The sequence below is a fragment of the Limnospira sp. genome, from assembly GCF_051859755.1.
GTDB classification, from domain to species: Bacteria; Cyanobacteriota; Cyanobacteriia; order Cyanobacteriales; family Microcoleaceae; genus Limnospira; species Limnospira fusiformis.
In genome coordinates this window covers 1-17655 of record NZ_JBIMLI010000010.1, presented here as the reverse complement: position 1 = coordinate 17655, position 17655 = coordinate 1, and the positions used below count along the sequence as shown (strand labels likewise).

At 44.4% G+C, this 17655-nt stretch carries 21 protein-coding genes and 1 pseudogene; 13 read left to right on the top strand and 9 right to left on the bottom strand.

The window, feature by feature from the left end:
* Positions 1-155: 155 nt before the first annotated feature.
* The 3 genes and pseudogenes from ACTIE0_RS03240 (at position 156) to ACTIE0_RS03230 (ending at position 1400) form a co-directional block, all read left to right on the top strand.
* Positions 156-761: pseudogene (locus tag ACTIE0_RS03240) on the top strand (IS607 family transposase).
* On the top strand, positions 718-867 hold the full coding sequence (locus ACTIE0_RS03235; RefSeq protein WP_228116618.1) for a helix-turn-helix domain-containing protein: 150 nt from the start codon (positions 718-720) through the stop codon (positions 865-867). The pseudogene ACTIE0_RS03240 and the gene ACTIE0_RS03235 overlap by 44 nt, the downstream one beginning before the upstream one ends.
* 176 nt (positions 868-1043) lie before the next feature.
* Positions 1044-1400, top strand: coding sequence for a YbaB/EbfC family nucleoid-associated protein (locus tag ACTIE0_RS03230; protein WP_006625495.1), 357 nt, complete (start codon positions 1044-1046; stop codon positions 1398-1400).
* A gap of 49 nt (positions 1401-1449) precedes the next feature.
* Here ACTIE0_RS03230 and ACTIE0_RS03225 read toward each other — a convergent pair whose 3' ends face one another.
* The 6 genes from ACTIE0_RS03225 to ACTIE0_RS03200 all read right to left on the bottom strand — a co-directional run bounded on the left by ACTIE0_RS03225 (position 1450) and on the right by ACTIE0_RS03200 (position 9222).
* Positions 1450-2820 carry an aminopeptidase P family protein gene (locus ACTIE0_RS03225; RefSeq protein ID WP_006669579.1) on the bottom strand — a complete coding sequence of 457 codons (1371 nt, stop codon included), beginning with the start codon at positions 2818-2820 and terminating at the stop codon, positions 1450-1452.
* 18 nt (positions 2821-2838) lie between these two features.
* Positions 2839-3441, bottom strand: coding sequence for a GNAT family N-acetyltransferase (locus ACTIE0_RS03220; RefSeq protein WP_006625497.1), 603 nt, complete (start codon positions 3439-3441; stop codon positions 2839-2841).
* A 108-nt stretch (positions 3442-3549) separates the two neighbouring features.
* Positions 3550-3756: a hypothetical protein gene (locus ACTIE0_RS03215; protein ID WP_006669580.1), complete on the bottom strand. Its 207-nt coding sequence runs from the start codon at positions 3754-3756 to the stop codon at positions 3550-3552.
* Positions 3757-3838: 82 nt separating this feature from the next.
* The gene (locus tag ACTIE0_RS03210) at positions 3839-6511 is read right to left on the bottom strand and encodes a chloride channel protein (RefSeq protein ID WP_006669581.1); all 2673 of its coding nucleotides are present in this window, start codon (positions 6509-6511) and stop codon (positions 3839-3841) included.
* A gap of 2 nt (positions 6512-6513) precedes the next feature.
* A complete protein-coding gene (locus ACTIE0_RS03205; protein WP_006669582.1) occupies positions 6514-6888 on the bottom strand; it encodes a response regulator in 375 nt (124 codons plus the stop codon).
* Between the two features lie 9 nt (positions 6889-6897).
* Entirely contained in the window at positions 6898-9222 is a 2325-nt protein-coding gene (locus tag ACTIE0_RS03200) for a response regulator (RefSeq protein WP_006669583.1), read from the bottom strand.
* An 87-nt stretch (positions 9223-9309) separates the two neighbouring features.
* Here ACTIE0_RS03200 and ACTIE0_RS03195 point away from each other — a divergent pair, with 87 nt between their 5' ends.
* On the top strand, positions 9310-9693 hold the full coding sequence (locus ACTIE0_RS03195; protein ID WP_006625502.1) for a hypothetical protein: 384 nt from the start codon (positions 9310-9312) through the stop codon (positions 9691-9693).
* Entirely contained in the window at positions 9690-10739 is a 1050-nt protein-coding gene (gene ygfZ / locus ACTIE0_RS03190) for a CAF17-like 4Fe-4S cluster assembly/insertion protein YgfZ (protein WP_006625503.1), read from the top strand. Before ACTIE0_RS03195 ends, ygfZ begins: the two co-directional genes overlap by 4 nt.
* A gap of 85 nt (positions 10740-10824) precedes the next feature.
* Here ygfZ and ACTIE0_RS03185 read toward each other — a convergent pair whose 3' ends face one another.
* Positions 10825-11163, bottom strand: a complete 339-nt coding sequence (locus ACTIE0_RS03185) for a TMEM14 family protein (protein ID WP_006669584.1) — start codon at positions 11161-11163, stop codon at positions 10825-10827.
* Positions 11164-11333: 170 nt separating this feature from the next.
* On the opposite strand from ACTIE0_RS03185, the gene ACTIE0_RS03180 reads away from it, so the two are divergent.
* The 4 genes from ACTIE0_RS03180 to ACTIE0_RS03165 all read left to right on the top strand — a co-directional run bounded on the left by ACTIE0_RS03180 (position 11334) and on the right by ACTIE0_RS03165 (position 14649).
* The gene (locus ACTIE0_RS03180) at positions 11334-12647 is read left to right on the top strand and encodes an ATP-binding protein (RefSeq protein ID WP_006669585.1); all 1314 of its coding nucleotides are present in this window, start codon (positions 11334-11336) and stop codon (positions 12645-12647) included.
* Positions 12648-12719: 72 nt separating this feature from the next.
* Complete coding sequence (locus tag ACTIE0_RS03175) at positions 12720-13151, top strand: tellurite resistance TerB family protein (RefSeq protein ID WP_006625506.1); 432 nt, start codon at positions 12720-12722, stop codon at positions 13149-13151.
* Positions 13152-13230: 79 nt separating this feature from the next.
* Entirely contained in the window at positions 13231-13641 is a 411-nt protein-coding gene (locus ACTIE0_RS03170; protein ID WP_006625507.1) for an acyl-CoA thioesterase, read from the top strand.
* 48 nt (positions 13642-13689) lie between these two features.
* Positions 13690-14649 carry a putative 2-dehydropantoate 2-reductase gene (locus ACTIE0_RS03165; protein ID WP_006669586.1) on the top strand — a complete coding sequence of 320 codons (960 nt, stop codon included), beginning with the start codon at positions 13690-13692 and terminating at the stop codon, positions 14647-14649.
* Here ACTIE0_RS03165 and ACTIE0_RS03160 read toward each other — a convergent pair whose 3' ends face one another.
* Positions 14650-15042: a ribbon-helix-helix protein, CopG family gene (locus tag ACTIE0_RS03160; RefSeq protein WP_006625509.1), complete on the bottom strand. Its 393-nt coding sequence runs from the start codon at positions 15040-15042 to the stop codon at positions 14650-14652. It abuts the gene before it with no gap.
* A gap of 165 nt (positions 15043-15207) precedes the next feature.
* Here ACTIE0_RS03160 and ACTIE0_RS03155 point away from each other — a divergent pair, with 165 nt between their 5' ends.
* Entirely contained in the window at positions 15208-15819 is a 612-nt protein-coding gene (locus tag ACTIE0_RS03155; RefSeq protein WP_006625510.1) for a chorismate lyase, read from the top strand.
* Positions 15820-15821: 2 nt separating this feature from the next.
* Here the strand turns inward: ACTIE0_RS03155 and ACTIE0_RS03150 are convergent, their stop codons facing one another.
* Positions 15822-16058 (bottom strand): hypothetical protein, encoded by a 237-nt coding sequence (locus ACTIE0_RS03150; protein ID WP_006625511.1) that lies wholly within the window; start codon positions 16056-16058, stop codon positions 15822-15824.
* 45 nt (positions 16059-16103) lie between these two features.
* Between ACTIE0_RS03150 and ACTIE0_RS03145 the strand changes: the two genes are divergently transcribed.
* The 3 genes from ACTIE0_RS03145 to ACTIE0_RS03135 form a co-directional block, all read left to right on the top strand.
* Positions 16104-16565, top strand: a complete 462-nt coding sequence (locus tag ACTIE0_RS03145; RefSeq protein ID WP_006625512.1) for a DUF29 domain-containing protein — start codon at positions 16104-16106, stop codon at positions 16563-16565.
* A gap of 69 nt (positions 16566-16634) precedes the next feature.
* Positions 16635-17039 (top strand): hypothetical protein, encoded by a 405-nt coding sequence (locus tag ACTIE0_RS03140; RefSeq protein WP_006625513.1) that lies wholly within the window; start codon positions 16635-16637, stop codon positions 17037-17039.
* A 191-nt stretch (positions 17040-17230) separates the two neighbouring features.
* A partial coding sequence (locus ACTIE0_RS03135; RefSeq protein ID WP_439516834.1) for a Uma2 family endonuclease occupies positions 17231-17655 on the top strand: 425 nt, incomplete at its 3' end.

The window sequence follows — 17655 nt, the reverse complement described above, 5'->3', positions numbered from 1 at the left end:
ACCTATAGGGGCGCTTTGACTACGCCTGTGAGAACTTTTGGTTCATTCCCGAATCTCCGTTGCTTTAGCGTGGAGAGAGCATGATTTAATCACAAATTCGGTTAATATTTTAGGGCAATACGGTATAATAAGCGAGAAGGGTTGAGGATAAACCTATTGCCAGATATGTCAAACCCAAGGAAGCCGCCCAAATCCTTGGAGTCCATGAAAGAACACTCCGCAGATGGGACGACAATGGCTCAATCGAGACCATCAGAACCCCCGCTGGGCAACGACGATACAACGTTGAGTGATATACTGCCAAATCAGGCAGTGACAAACGCAAAGTCGTTATCTATGCCAGAGTTAGTAGCCGCGCCCAGCAGTCCGACCTCAACCGACAGGTGGCCGCACTGTCCAACCTCTACCCCGAAGCAGAAGTCGTCTCAGAAATCGGAGGCGGGCTCAACTTCAAGGGAAAGAAAATGCTGGCCTTACTGGGACATCATTTGTCAGGAGATGTCCGCATGGTTGTCGTTGCCCACCCAGACCGATTGGCCAGATTTGGATTTGACTTGTTTCGATGGCTCTGTGAGCAAAACAGTTGCTCACTCATGATTCTCAACCAGACAAGTCTCAGTCCAGAACCAGAAATGGTTGAGGACATCCTCGCCATCCTCCACTGCTTCAGTTCCCGATTATACGGACGGAGTAAATACAAAACTCAGGTCAAAGAAGATCCGGATTTACCCCAGCCTAGAGCTAAATCAAGTCTGGCGTAAATGGCTGGCTGCTTGTCGGTATTGCTACAACCAAGCAATTGCATTATCCCGGAGTGGTAAACGACTAAGCAAATTAAAGTTACGCTGCGGAAGTGATGCAGAGTGACTTACCTGCATGGGTCAAAGAAACAGTTCAAAGTCTGTTAGGCTGAGAATTGTGGCCCTGTGAAGCCAGTTTGATTCGCCATGATTGTTCCTAGATCAAGACTTCTGGTACAATTTGGGGTTAAGCTAGGTCTTATGGAAAACTCAGAGCGTCCATGACGCAAGGGAAAATTAGTTATGACACCAGAAGGAAAAGGATTCGGTCGTGATGGCTTCGGCCTTGGTAAAATGAAGGAACTAGCCGAGGCTTTTAAAAAAGCCCAGGCGGTTCAGGAAGGGGCGAAAAAACTTCAGGAAGATTTGGATGAACTGGAAGTCCTCGGAGAAGCGGGTGGTGGCCTGGTGAAGGTTTATCTGAGTGGGAACCAACAACCTCGCCGGGTAGAAGTATCTCCTGATTTGCTGGGAGAGGAACCTGATGTAGTCTCTGATCTAATCTTAACGGCGATGAAGGAAGCCTATAATAACTCCACCTCTACTATGCGGGAACGCATGGAAGAGTTGACTGGTGGGTTGAACTTACCCGGTTTATAAATTATTTATCCCCTTTGAGCGGTGGCTAAGTGAGGCTTTAGAGTCTCACTTATTTTGTTAGGTGATGTCTTTGACTGGGTAAGGCTGCGGTTAAAACTTCCCGGCCGCTGTCGGTGACTAATACATCATCCTCAATGCGAATGCCACGCACATCGGCAAATTTTTCGAGTTGTTCCCAATTTACCATATCTCGATAGGTTTCGCGATTGGATGGGTGATTTAAAATGGCTGGAACTTGATAAAAACCAGGTTCGATGGTGACTAGCATTCCGGGGGCTAGGGGTCTATTTAGACGCAGAAAACCTAGACCAAAGCGATCGCTTCTTTTGCGCCCAGGAGCATATCCGGCTAAGTCTCCTAGGTCTTCCATATCATGAACGTCTAACCCTAGTAAATGACCGATACCATGGGGGAAAAATAAGGCGTGAGCATCCTTTTCTACTAATTCGGTTACCTGTCCTCGCAAAATCCCTAAATCTACTAATCCCTCGGTGATAACCGCCGCCGCTAATAAATGAATATCCCTATATTCTACACCGGGTTTGACCTGCTCAATACAAGCATCATGGGCGGCTAATACTATATCATATATATCGGCTTGGGTAGGGGAAAAAGTGCCGGAAACTGGCCAGGTGCGGGTGACATCTCCAGCCCATCCCCCAGGGGTTTCTGCGCCGACATCTGCTAATAATAAATCACCGGATTTCAGGGGATTATGGTATAATTCGTTATGTAATACCTGACCCTCGGTGGTCACTATACTATTATAAGAACAGGTCATATTATGGGCAATGATGACGGCTTCCATGGCTGCCCTAATATCACTTTCGTGGCTGGCTGTGGGGGTGGCTAAAATTCCGGCTTGGTGTGCTTTGACGGTGACGGTGGCGGCTTTTTTGAGTTCGGACAGGGCGGCATCATCATGGCATAAACGGAGGTTAATTATGGCTTTGATTAACGCTAAATCTTGACCTACGGCGGCGGCTGGAGCCATGACAGGGCGCTTTAAAATGCGTTCCATTTCGGCAAGGGTGGCTGGGTCTTGCACTCTGACGGTGGCAGCATTATGGCTTTTTTGGGTTAATTCCGATTTGGGAAAAGCGGAGTTGGCACCGATAATTTCAGCGAGGCGATCGCGTGAGAGACTTTCCCCATGCCATAGGGCGCTATCTGGGTCTGGGTCATCCATAAATAGGGTCAGTTTTCCCCCTTCTAAATGGATGACAGTATCGACTAAGGATAGACCGGCAAAATATAAGAAATGGCTACTGGCGCGGAAAGGATAAATATTAGCGGGAAAATTGCGCGATCGCACACCACCAGACCACAACAGGACGGGAAAATCTACCAGTTGCGCTAATTGGTGGCGGCGCTGATATAAGCTATTAACCAGACCTTCAGAAGGTTGAGGAAGTCGCATAATTCGGGGTTAATTTATTTAGATAGTGAGGTCACAACTCATTAAAATATAACTGAGGCGATCGCTTATTTCTGGGTGGGGAGGAATTACCAGGGTTTTAACTTCTCGGAACCCATTTTTTTGGTATAAGCGAATGGCGGTCAAGTTATCCGATTGAGTAACTAAACTCAAGGTAGAAAATCCTGATTCCCAGGCTTTTTGCTTGGTTCGCCAGATTAATGATGTGCCAATACCCTGCCGTTGATATGGTGACTTAACCGCCAAAATATTAAGAAACCAACTCCCCTCAACTTTGGCGTTATCAAAAGCCTCGATAATAGCCAAACGGTCAGGCTTAAATAACTGTTTCATCTCTTCTGTGATGATATCGGCATTAGCCGGATAGCTGTTCGCCATGCCAATAATGCGACCATGACTATAGGCAACCTCAATGTTTTGATAAGATAAAACAGAAGTTTCTGACTGAATCATTCTGGCTAGTATTTGTTCAACGGTTAATTGTTGATGAAGAGGCTGGAGTAAAAAATCCATCATCTCCCCGGCAGCCAGTCTGATGAGTGGTGCAATTTCTAGGACATCCCTAGGATTAGCAGCGCGGTAACTAACATTGAGTACATCCATTAAGATTAAGGGATTTATAGTTAATTAATCAATAGCAATAACCCTATCTGATACAAGCACAAATTATCCAAAATGTCAAGCATATTACCCCATATTTTGGGGGTTAATTTATTCTTGCCATCGGCTTAAAATATGTTTTAAACCCTTGCCGATTTCTTCCCAATTGTCGGCCAAGTCGGTACTACGATCGCTCCTCAAAAAATCAGCTTCTTTCAAGCAGCGATCGGCGAGGCAATCCAAAACGGTTTGAATGCCATAATCACCAATAAGTTGATTTAAGGCGTGGGTCAGGTGTTGATTTTTGGGTTCGGTCATAATTTCCAATGAAGTTGGCAGTTAATAGTCAGACAATTCCGCCGAAATTATAGCAGAATTATTGACCAAAAACCAAACCTGGTCAATTCATAATAGGTGGGCGTACCAAAATGACAGTACAAGGACAACCACGGGCGATCGCTTCGGGGATATTACCCTTAATCGCCTGTTGCAGCATACTTTCGCCACTAGCACCCAAAACAATCACATCACAGTAATCATGATTAGCAATATCCAAAAGTACATCAACCACAGACCTAGCACAAACAGCAGTTGCCACCACCTCCCCATTAATGGGGCTTTTCAACTCCTCAACTAGGTGGTCTAGCTTTGCCATTTCCGCCTCAGACAAAGCATTTTTAACCACAGTTAACAGTCGGATATCGGGGCGCAAACTCAACCTAGCCAAACCGGGTAAAATGCCCATTGCGGCTGGTGGAGGTCCCCCAGTTCGCAGAGGAACTAACCAACGTCGCCAAACCGGAAACTGGAGCGATCGCTGATCTGAGGGGTCACTAAAAATGGGGTTAACATTTTTTCCCCACTTCACCAAAACAACCTCACCGGGTACTTGTCGAATAATGGTATCAACCACAGTGCCAAAAACCCGATTAGTGGCGGACCTTTCCCCTTGCCACCCAATCAAAGTCAAATCAATATTTCGTTCTTGCACGGTCTCCAAAATCGCCCCAGACACATCATGACTGACCCTAATTTGAGTATGAATAGGAACCCGCCAGCTTTTGGCAATACGTTCAGCTTGGCGAAGTAGACGGCGACATTTAGTAATGGATACCGGAGTTTCCGCCGGGGACAAATTGCGAGCAATGGTAATAATAGTCAAGCATTCTAGCTCATAATTACGTTCAGCAGCGATCGCCGCCGCAATATGTAGCAAAGCCGGGGCGGTAGTGGGATTATTCAAAGCCACCAATAGTCGCCCATGACCGACCATGGGGCCGCGAGTTTGATAAACCACATAGGAGGGGGTGGCATGATGCCCCACCTGGTGACTACCGCTAATATATCCAAGTTCACCGCGAATAATATCGCTGCGGGTAATAATTCCCACCAAATGCCGCCCCTCGACGACGGGAAGGCGACTGAGTTTTTGCCGTCCCAACAGATACAGAACCTCACTGAGGGGAGCATCAGGGTAAATAGTAACAGGTTGGGGAGTCATCAGCTTATGTAGGGGGGTTTGTTCTGATATGTCTTGTTGGTTAATCTTTGCCATATCAGTTTGGCTGATAATACCGACCAATTTACCCTGGTTGACTACGGGAAAGCCGCGATGATGGGATTGAGAAAAAGCGGACCTAACCTGTTCTAGGGATAACTGATCTTCGAGAGTTTCTACCTGTCGCTGCATAACATCCCTAGCGTGCAACATATTTAAGGCTACCCGGTCAGCATTTTGGTCAGGTTCCAATTCAATGCCACTCAAAGCCAATAGGCGATCGTATAGGGAATCTTTTTCTATCTTTTCGGCTACCAAATAGGAGACCACAGAACAGATCATCAGTGGCAGAACCAAGTTAAAATTGGTGGTGATTTCAAAGACAATCACCACGGCGGTGACCGGAGTCCGAGACACGGCACAGAAAAAGGCTCCCATTCCGGCAAAAGCAAAAGTGGTGTGAGGTTGTAAGGCGATCGTTGCCTCTTCCCATAAGCCAATAGTATTCCCCAAAGCCGCGCCTAAAATTAGGGATGGTGCAAATAATCCACCCGGCGCACCGGAACCCGCCGCCATGGTAGTTAGGGAAAACTGCACTACAAAAGCTAGGGCTGTGGTTGTCCAGAGGATATTACCTTTGAGGATATATTCTCGCAAACCGGCATTATCTCGAAAAGTCTCTGGTAGCACAGCAATAACCATCCCACAAATTAGACCCGCCACAGCCATACTCAGGGGTAGTCCTAATTTGAGGGTATGGCGGTTAAATTTCTGAAAGGTAATAATTCCCCGACTGAATAACACCCCAAATACTCCCGAGAGAACACCCACCAGGATATAAAAGGGGATTTCTAGGGGTTCAATTAACCATTGTTGATATAGGGCTTCTGGGGGTATGTCTATGGTGGGAGGTAGTCCCATGGCTTTGTTTCCTAATAGCCGGGATACTACCGCCCCAGTAAATGAGGCGATAATGGCGGGTCCGAGGGTTAATCCTGAGATGTCGTGTAGGAGGTCTTCCACTACGAATAAAACCCCGGCTATGGGAGCGTTAAACCCGGCGGCTAGTCCGGCGGCGGCTCCACAGGCGATTAGTTGTTTGCGATAGTTGGGAGAAGTGGGAACCCAACGACTTACCCAGGCGGCGAGGGCGGCTCCGATTTGTACTGTTGGCCCCTGTCGTCCTAGGGTGAATCCAGAAGCCATGGTGATCATGGTGCTGATCAGTTTGACTACTGCTACCCGTAGATCTAGGGAGGTTTTGATTCCCCCTAGGGCTGCTTTAACTTGGGGGATACCGCTTCCGGCTGCTTCTGGGGCTATGCGTTCGACTAGGAAACCAGACAACAGCCCCCCGACTACGCCTAATATGGGTAAAAATAGCCAAGCTGAAAAGTGGGCGGAACCTTGGACTCGCCAAGACCCTAACCACCCGGCTCCTGTTCTCAGAAAAAAGGCGGCTATTCCTGAAATTAATCCGATTAAGCCGGCTTCTAAAATGGCCAGCCTTTGGGAACCGCCAATTATGGATTTGGCGAGGCTCTGGAATTGATTGGTTAAGGATGGCCAGTACACGATTAGTTACCTAGAGCATTACTGATTTGATCGGAAATTTCTAGGGGTTCAAAGGGTTTGTTAATGATGGCGATCGCTCCTAATCCTAAATAGAGCGATCGTTGTTTAGGTGAGTTGTTGGCTGTCATCAAAATCACCGGAATTTCCGCAGTCATTATATCATTTTTGAGCATTTTTATGGTAGCCTCTCCATCTACACCCGGCATAATTAGATCCAGTAGGATAACATCCGGTTGCTGTTGTTTCGCTATAGTAAATCCTTCCGTTCCTGATGCGGCTGTTAGCACCTGCCATTTCCCTTGCAGTTGTAAACAGCTTTCCGTCACCAATAGAATATCCTCATCATCATCAATAATCAAAACTGTTTGGCTGATCATGGTAGTAAATTATCCGATAATTTGATTGCGTCCGCCCTGTTTAGCTTGATCTAAGTTAGCATCTGCCACTCGATACAGTAGTTGTAAATCATGCCCATCTTCTGGATATTGAGCTACTCCCCCACTAAAGGTGACCGAAAAAGCTATATGATCTTCTGGAACTAGAACCTCTAAACGCCACTCTTCTAAAACTTTTTGCAGTCGCTTCATGGCATCTTGTTTATAAGTACCATACATGGCTACCGCAAATTCTTCTCCTCCCCATCTTCCTACTATATCTTCCTGTCGAAATGCTTTTTTGAGAACTTCCCCAAATCGGTGCAGAACCCAGTCCCCCGTATCATGACCATATTGGTCATTAATATCTTTAAAATTGTCCAGGTCTAAAATGGCAAAGCACAGGGGTTGTTTGTGACGACCAGCAATCCGAATTAATCGGTTTATATCTTCAGTTGATTTATAGCGATTTTCGATTCCGGTTAAGGTGTCTATCTCCGCTATATTACGCCACAGACGACTGCGATGCAAGCGACTAAATAAACGGGCTATTAATTCCGGTCCGACTACCGGTTTGCTAATAAAATCATCAGCACCGGCTCTAAATAGTTCCGCTCTAGTTTCTGGGTCTGTGTGGTTGGTTAATACTAAAATCGGCAGATAACGCCATCTGGGTTCGTTGCGAATTACCTGACATAAATCAATGCCATTATAATGGGGCATTTCTACATCAATAATTAGTAAATCCGGGTTAGATATTTCTAAGACTTGCCAGAATTTTCGCGGAGTATTTAGGGTTTTTACCTCTAATCCCAAGGGACACAACAGGGCTTCTAATAGTTCCAAAATTTGCGGATCATCATTAATCGCTATAATGGTTCCGGTGATGGTATTATTATTCAGAATTCCTGTGACTATCTCCACAATTTGATGGCTAGACATCGGTTTTTGCAGAAACGCCCGACTCCCTAAACGACACACCGTCAGCCTATCTATAAAACTCGATCGCCTTGAGAATATGACCACCGGAATTTCTGGGTGATGATAGGCGATATCTTCTAATAGCATTAACCCATCTTCTTCCGGCTTGGGAAAGTTCAATTCTAGTAAAATTATACTGGGCTGATACTCAACCATCATGGCTCTGGCTATCCCCACACCAGGAGCCAGTCGAGCCTCTAAACCACGACTATGGGCTTCCCTAATAATTTGTTCCCCTAGGATGGTATCATGATCAACAATCAACAATGACTGCACAGTGGTTTTGGGGTGCTTTTTCATCTCTTTTATTTGGGGTTTGGCCGGCGTTTTTTTCAGCTCCTTTAAGAGGTCTTCAGTTAATTTCTCAATTTGTGTTTGCTTGTCGGTGTCTAGGGGTTGTTCTCCCGCTAACAAGTATTCGATTTTTCTGGCGATTTCGGAACCTCGACCATATCCAAAAGTTCCCAAAGAACCCGCTAGTTTGTGAGCCTCTATATAGGCATATTGGCGGGGGTTGTTTTCATCATTTAAATCTTGGGAATTAGCCATAGCTATTGCTTGAATACTCTCAACTCTAGCTATGGTTTTGTCTTTGATTTTTGCCCAAATCTCCGTAACGGTTTCATCTACGGACAAAGGGGGGCGGTTCAAGGATGAATATTGATGACTAAAACTCCCGTCATCTAGGGATTTAATCCGATATCCAATCCCATAGACATTTTCAATTAACTTGGGGTCTCCGCCAGCGTCTTTTAGCTTATTGCGTAGACTTTTAATATGGGCGCGGACAGTGTTATCGGCTGCAGGTTCTTCTATTGACCAGAGATGTTCGATGATGCTATCGTAGCTGAAAACACGATAGGGACTGCGAATAAATAATTCCATCAATCCATATTCTTTGGGGGTGAGAGGTAAGACCGATTTTTGGTAGGAAATCTCGCATTTTGCCGGGTTTAAAGTTAGGTCTCCCCAATGGATTACTGGCGGTAAAGAAATGGTCGCACGACGCAATAAGGCGCGCATTCTGGCGATTAATTCTTCAGCCCTAATCGGTTTGACTAGATAATCATCAGCCCCCGCGTCTAGCCCTAAAACCTTGTCTTCGCAGCTATCACGAGCTGTTAATAATAGCACTGGCATCTGATAATTATGCGATCGCAATTTTCGACATAGTGCAATCCCATTCAGTTTCGGCAACATAATATCTAGGATAACCAAACTATATTCAAAACTTTCGATATAGTTCCATCCCGATTCGCCGTCGGTCGCTATATCGACTACATAATTATGAGCTTTCAGAGATTTGGATAATTGTTGATTCAAATATTGATCATCATCCACTAAAAGAATTTTCATGGTCAATTGAGATTAATGTATGTTAAAATATGATGGTTTCCCTTGATGTAAATCATAACTCAATAGACCCTTCCGTGGCTAATATCCATGAAACCCAAAATTAAAAACCAACTGGCTTGGCAGCAAGCTGAAATACTTATGCAGCCAGCTTTAATCAGAGTCCTAGATAACATTCGTAAGCAACTGGAAACATCTATCTGGAAGGGAAGTTATGAAACCCATACCACCCCCTATCCGGGTTATGTACTTAAATTAGAGCATAATGGCCAACAAGTAAACATTGATGTTTGGGATCTGTGTTATCAAGTCTGTTTCCAGGACTATCAACCCACCCATACACCTGACCAACCCCAGGAGGTGGAAATTGATACCAGTTTACTGGATAATACAGGAGATGTAGATTGGGATAAACTCGATCGCAAAACTCAAGACTTAATCGAGAAAGTTTTTGCTAATTTAACAGGACAATGACTAAAACCCTCCCAGAGATTTACGCGAATACCAAAGCCATATATGATGAAGCTGGTCAGGTTCCCCTCAGTTTTGATAATGACACTGAAGCGTTGAATGCTTCCGAGGAGACGGTGGCGTTATGCGATCGCTCCCATTGGGGACTATTAGAACTTTCTGGGGAAGATCGTTTATCTTTCCTCCACAACCAAAGCACCAATTCTATTAGCGATCGCCAACCGGGACAGGGATGTGATACAGTATTTGTCACCTCCACCGCCCGAAATATCGATCTAGCAACGGCTTACATGACCGAGGAGGCGGTGTTATTACTGGTTTCGCCGAATCGCCGTCAGCACCTGCTACAATGGCTAGACCGCTATATTTTCCCCATGGATAGGGTTAATATAAAAGACATCAGCGACCAGTGGGCGGTATTTAGTCTCATTGGACCGGAAAGTTCCTCTCTACTGACAAAACTGGGGGCTACCATGGCTGAAAATCTGACCCGGGGAAATCACTGGGTTGACATGGTGGCTAATATTTCCGTTCGTGTGGCGATCGGTAGTGGTTTGGCTAGGGAAGGATACACTCTGATAGTTCCCACAGAGGCGGCGGGGAATTTGTGGCTATCTCTGACGGAAGCTGGGGCTGTTCCTTTGGGCGATCGCATTTGGGAACAACTCCGCATTCTCCAGGGTCGCCCCACACCAGATCGGGAACTAACAGAAGATTATAACCCCCTAGAAGCGGGATTATGGGGTAATATTTCCTTTGAGAAAGGTTGTTATATCGGACAGGAAACCATCGCCCGTCTCAACACTTATAAAGGAGTTAAACAACGATTATGGGGTTTGCGTCTTTCGGGTTTTGTGGAACCGGGAACCGTGATTAATCTCAAGGATGAAAAAGTCGGTAAACTTACCAGCATTACCGAGACTCAAGAGGGATGGTTTGGCTTGGGTTATATCCGCACAAAAGCGGGGGGCGAAGGCTTGGAAGTATCCCTAGGAGACACAACGGCTACAGTGGTAGCAGTTCCTTTTTTAAGCCATCCTGAAAGCTGAGATTTGAAACATCATTAACTGAGGGGATTAACACAGGGCGGGTAGTGGTTAGACGAAATCACCCGCCCGCCTCGCAGTTGGGCTTTTAAACCATCAGCCCAGTATTGAAACCGCCAATAATTTGATAAACCATCACAGCGATCGCCACCATTCCTAAAATTACCATTAAACCGGACGGCATAAATTTTCGAGTCTTCACATATCGACCCACAAAAGCTAATACTAAAACCACGGAAATAACTAGGGCAAAAATTAACGCCCATTCCCAGCCTTGGGCTTGTCCCAAAGCTGCGACCAATAACAGTATACCACTACTGACACCCGCTATTAGAGAAATCTTACTTTGGGCTTTCTTATATCCAACAATTCCCCCAACAATTGCCAAAACTCCATAAAGGAGAGTGGCGATCATACCTAAACTCATCAATCCCAACTCCTACTGATTAAAAACTGCCATCAATAGCAACTTATCAGGAATCAGACCGACTCGGAAGAAAATGTTGTAAAAATTAACGTTTTTGATGGTGGCACTATGCCATATAATCAGAGAGTGTCGTGGTTGTGTTTAGATGTAAGTTTCAGCCAAATTAGCCCATGTCCTCACCGTTATCTGAAGCGATCGCTAAAATTCGATTTCTGCAACGTCAAGCGCTATCCCTGCTGCTTTATCAGGAAGTAATGGGAGATCCAATAGGTCAAGCCTTTATGAACCTATTAGACTATATGTTACAAGCAGACAGCCATCAAACTTTACAGGCTTATAGTTACTGGTTTCGAGTCCAAGCCGAACAATCCCAAAGCTGGCAAAATTACTTAATCACTCAAATTCTGAGGGCAGATAATCCCTTTTCCCGTCAAGCCCAACAGTGCGACCTAACGGCATTAAATCCCTCTTTAATTGCGGCTACCCGTCACGATTTAGGAATCTTACATATCCTCTATAAATGTCAGGGGATAACAATGGCTCAATGGGTACAAGCGATCGCCCAAATTCCCGAATTGCCAATAGTTTGGGAAGATGAACCTATTTTAGTTGATAAAATTGAAGAACTGGCTCTGCGTAATCAGTTAGCCCAAGGGGAAAATTGGGGAGATGCCATTGAAGCGATCGCCGCCCACTATCGACAATATGGAACTGGTCAATTTGCCGAAAACCAGGCATTTCGTTGGCGGAATGGGGAACTAATGGCGATCGCGAATCCTGATCCGATTCACCTCAACCAATTAGTAGGATATGAACCACAGCGAGAAATCTTGTTAAAAAATACCGAGTTTTTATTGGCGGGATATTCTGCCTTAAATGTTCTGTTATATGGCAGTAGGGGGTCAGGGAAATCTTCCCTAGTTAAAGCCTTGTTACATCAATATAGCGATCGGGGTTTGCGATTAATTGAAGTAACTAAATCTGAACTGCGAGACCTACCCCAAGTAATTGAACAGTTGCGGGGAGTTCCCCAAAAGTTTATTATCTTTGTGGATGACCTATCTTTTGAAGAAGATGATGATGCTTTTAAAGCCTTGAAAGTTGTCCTGGAAGGAAATATGACCGCCCGACCTGAAAATGTGGTGGTATATGCCACCTCAAACCGCCGCCATTTAGTCCGAGAGTTTTTTGATGAACGTCCCCGCCCTCAAGACCAAAATGAAGTACAGGCTTGGGATACAGTCCAGGAAAAGCTATCATTTGCCGATCGCTTTGGCTTAACCCTGACTTTTGAACCAGCAGATCAGGAAACTTATCTTAGCATAGTTAAGCATCTGGCTACTCAAGCCGGAATAACTATCGATCCAGAAGATCTTGATTATCGCGCCCGCCAGTGGGCAACAAGACATAATGGGCGATCGGGACGGACGGCGCGACAGTTTATCGATTTTCTGGCCGCGGAAATTGCCCTAGCTGATCAATAGATTGGAAAAATTCGGCATCCAGTGTCATCATAATCAAGATCGGAAATACTCCCAAATCAGGAAAAATTAACTATGTCTGAATCTACTGATAGCAACGCTACTATTAAACTTTCACCCCCGGAAGCCTTTGCGGCGATCGCTTTAATTGCCATAGCCGCTGATGGTTTGGTTCTCCCCAGTGAGTCTCAAATCCTCAATAGTAGTCTATCGCGAATGCAGCTTTTTAGCGACTATTCCCCGACTCAGAAACGGGAAATGCTAGATCGTCTACTCACGGAAATTAAAACCCACGGCTACAATACTTTATTAAAATCGGCGATCGCTGTCTTACCCAAAGAGTTACGGGAAACAGTCTTTGCCATTGCTACAGATATCACTCTCGCTGATGGTGAAATTACCAAAGAGGAAGAAGACCTACTTAATGACCTCTACAGTTCCCTCGATTTATCAGAAGAAATGGCTACCAAAATTATTGATGTTATGATGATCAAAAACCAAGGATAGTCAATTCCCATAAATTCCCCTGATTTCCCCTAGTTCAGGGGAACAATAGTCCGAAATTGCTCATTTATTCATCACCTTTGTGGTATATACTAGAACTGTCTACTTTAGCGAAACTGATGCCGCTGGCGTTGTCTATTTTGCCCAGATGATGTCTATGTGTCACCAAGCCTATGAAGCCGCTTTAATTAATCTAGGCATTGACCTAAAAACTTTTGTCAATAACCCCGATTTTGCCATTCCCATTGTCCATGCTTCTATGGACTATCGGCAACCCATTTATTGTGGCGATCGGATTGTCATTAACCTCTCACCTCAACAACTAAGCCTAGATACCTTTCAGATAGAATATCAAATCTGCCTTGCTGATCAGCCTCAATCATTAATCGCCCAAGGTATAACTAAGCATATCTCAATTAACCCATCTACCCGCCAAAGACAACCCCTTCCTCCTCCCATTCAACAATGGTTAAATCCTCGACAAATACAATGATTTGTGTCATAATATTAACAGCTTTTGACCATCAATTAATTAGATGATATGACTTTGGTTTCTCAACTTAGCAATCCTCGTAGTTATGCAGTTATTGGCACCGGGGCATTAGGTGGATTCTATGGCGCTAAACTTCAGAAATCAGGACTAGATGTTCATTTTTTACTCAGAAGTGATTACGATTGGGTGAGTCAGCATGGCTTACAAATAGAATCCGTTTGGGGTGATTTTCAACTCCCCCAAGTCCCAGCCTACAATAATCCCCAAAAAATGCCACCCTGTGATGTAGTAATTGTCGCCATAAAATCCACAGAAAATCATTTACTACCCCAAATTTTACCCCCAGTCTTAAAACCTGATGGCGTGGTTTTGGTCTTACAAAATGGGTTAGGAATTGAGCCAGAAATAGCCGAAATAGTCGGCAATCACAGAGTTTTAGGGGGTATTTGTGTAATTTGTTCTAATAAAATCAAACCTGGTTATATTCGCCATTTAGACTATGGTATGATGAAACTAGCCGAATATAACCACAATTACCAATCTGGTGGCATTACCCCCCGACTCCAACAAATTGGTGAAGACTTTAAAAAGGCTGGTGTCCCCCTAGACATAGCCGAAGATTTACTCTCAATTCGTTGGGAAAAGTTGGTGTGGAATATCCCCTATAATGGATTATCAGTAGTTTTAAATGCCCGCACTGATCAAATGATGTCAAATCCAGCAACTCGGGTTTTAGTTGAGGAAATTATGGGGGAAGTTTTAGAGGGTGCTAAAGGTTGCGATCGCTTTCTTGAGCGCGAAATAATTAATCAAATGTTGTCTCATACCGAAACCATGACACCCTATAAAACCAGCATGAAAATTGACTATGATCAGCGCCGCCCCCTAGAAATTGATGCCATTTTAGGCAATCCCTTAAAAATGGCTACAGCCGGAGGAGTGCATCTCCCTCGCATTCAGATGTTATATCAGCAATTAAAGTTTTTAGATACCCAAAATTGCCCTTAATTAATCTGGCAAAAAATCTGTGAGTATTTCATCCGGTTCATCATAAAAATCCTCATCATCTGCTGCCACAGTAGGTAAAGATGATCGTTGATTAGTTATACTTACTGAACCTAAGCGCCTTTCTAATATAGCCACCCTAGTTTCAACCGCCGTTAAATCTTGGGGTATTTTTTCCAGAGTTAATAATTGTCGCTGGAGTTCAATGATCTGACGACGTAAAAGTTCTATATCTGTGGCATTATTGAGGTTTAAATATTCCTTGATCGCTTCCTGCACCAGTTGCGTGATGCTGTGTCCAGATGCTTGAGATTTTTGCTCAATTTCCTGCATTAACTCCTGGGAAACTGTGACCGTTAAGGTGATATCATTAGGGGCCGACATAAGATCTGACATAATACTTGATACTTTCACTGATTCTGTTAATCATAATCCTGATAGCGGTTTCTGGGAAACTTCAGAAACTCTATGGCGGGCAGGAAATTCCCCCCTAGGGGACTAAAACTTATGATCACAAAGATGCGCTATGATTACAACCAACGTTAAGAATTGTAAAAAACATTGACTGCCCACATTCACTCCCCTAACCCCATTCAACAGCCTGCTGGCTGGCATCGCCTCCGGTGTCGTTGGCAGGGAAACCAGGAAACAGTCCGCCAAGGACTCCCCCACAGCAAATTATCCCCAGCCTGGCAAATTATGCTATTGGGAGACGGATCGCCAACCCGCCACCTGCAACTACTCACCGGGGAACCTACAGAGGTCGATGTGATTGATATGTCTGCCATTGGTATGAGTCCAGATGGTGCGCCGCCATTGATTCAGGCAGTCCCCGGCCCTCGGTTGCGCCGTCAAGTCTGGTTACGGACTGCATCAGGACAACGTTTAGCCTATGCTACTTCCTGGTGGGAAAATAGCCACGTTGACGAGTATTTACAAAATAGATCTCTGCCAATTTGGGCAAGTTTAGCCAGGCTGAGAACTGAATTATATCGAGATGTGCAAGGTATTGACTATGGCGATTCTAAAGCCTTAGAATTAGCCTTTGGACAGCCGGGGCCTTTTTGGGGTCGTTATTATCTTTTCTGGCATCACGGGAAGCCCTTAACCTTGATTTATGAGGTGTTTTCCCCCTATCTTACCAAGTATTTAGGAGCTACGCAAATGCTATGATATCAGATATCTTCATCGAGGCGATCGCTATAGAGAGACTGTAACAGATTCTCTAACTTTTCCTCCGAACAACATTCAATTACAGCCTCAAAAGCATCAACCAAGCGGGCGGCAGTTTCCCCTAAAGTCGGACTCATGCCCCACACATCCTCTACCCAATCTTGAGGGCGATCGTCCACAAAAATCAAACGTTCTAACAGTTGTTTTACTTCCGACCTAGAAATAGATGCCATAATCATTAATTCAAATATCATGCACCATTATAACATATAGGCATCCTGATTATGGATAGTCAGAAACTTTCCTTATATCAACAGGACTTTTACGGTTGGACTCAGTGGCAGTTACAAGCCTTAGCCCAACAGGATATTAATAACCTAGATTGGCAAAATTTACAAGCTGAAATTGACAGTTTAGGAAGACAAGAATATCGAGAATTAGTCAGTCATCTAACAGTCTTGTTAGGGCATTTACTCAAGTGGGAATATCAACCCCATAAACGCTCAAGGAGTTGGTTCTTGACCATTCGAGAACAGCGCCGCGCCACCCGGCGACATTTATCTCGAAATCCTAGTTTAAAGTCCCGAATCGCCCAAGCCTTGGAGGACAGCTTCGAGGCTGGGGTTGATTTGGCTCTCCGAGAGACAGGTCTGCCTTTGCGAACTTTTCCCGATATTTGTCCTTACCAATTTGATGATATTATCACCGATAATTTTATTTGTGACACCAGCCAAGATTGGGAATAAGTTATCATTAAATTACCCATTCTATGGGATAATAAGATAACTCAGAAAATAGCGATCGTATTTGTATTCATGTCCTCAACTCAATCTCCTCTCAATCTTCCATTTAAGCGTCTGCGTCAGTTGCGGACAGGCTTACTTAACTTACATAAAAATCTCCTAGAGTCCGAACGCATTACTTATGAGAAGTGTTACGGACGTATCCCCTCTAAAGGAGAATTTTTCCGGCTAGTAATTGGAGATGATTGGTTTAGCTGGCTGCGACCATTTTCCCAATTTATTGTCAAAATTGACGAAACCCTAGAGGAAAAAGAACCCGTCACCTTAGACCAAGTTAACGAACTACTAGAAGAAGCTAAATTTCTACTGCGAGTAGATGAACAGGGAACCGAACGAGAAAAGCGTTATTATCAAGCCATTCAGCGTGACCCAAATATTGCCCTCATTCATGCTGAAGTGTCAAACATATTAAAATAACACTTCCCCCGAAAATAACCTAGGGTTGGGTTCATCATATCAGCTTGCTACTACAAAGTAAAAGAATGATAAACCCACCCTTATTTTTTCTTAAAAAAACTTGATTAAACATTAATAAATAACCCGCGATCGCAGATATGCTATAATTTAAATATCGAATTTTTAAAACTGTCTTCTACTGGTTTAGACCTATGGTTTCTATTGACCTTTATAAAAATCTACCCACCAGTGATGAACTTCCCGACTCTGATGATACTCCTGTGGATAACGAAGACCAAAACTTTCTCCCCAATTACCTATTATTTCTTCTAGCAATTATCTGGAAAGACCGCAATGATTGGTATTTCGGTGTAGATATGGGAATTTATCACACCAGCGGGGATAACCCCAGAGTCCCAGTAATTCCTGATGGTTTTCTGACGGTGGGAGTGAACCGCCGCCGACCAGGTAATAAATCTCGGAAAAGTTATGTGGTCTGGGAAGAAGGGGGAATGGTTCCTCAGTTGGTGTTAGAGGTGGTTTCCTGGACTCCGGGAAATGAGTATGAGTCCAAAATGGCGATTTATGAAAAGTTGGGGGTACTATACTACGTTATTTATAACCCAGAATATTACCA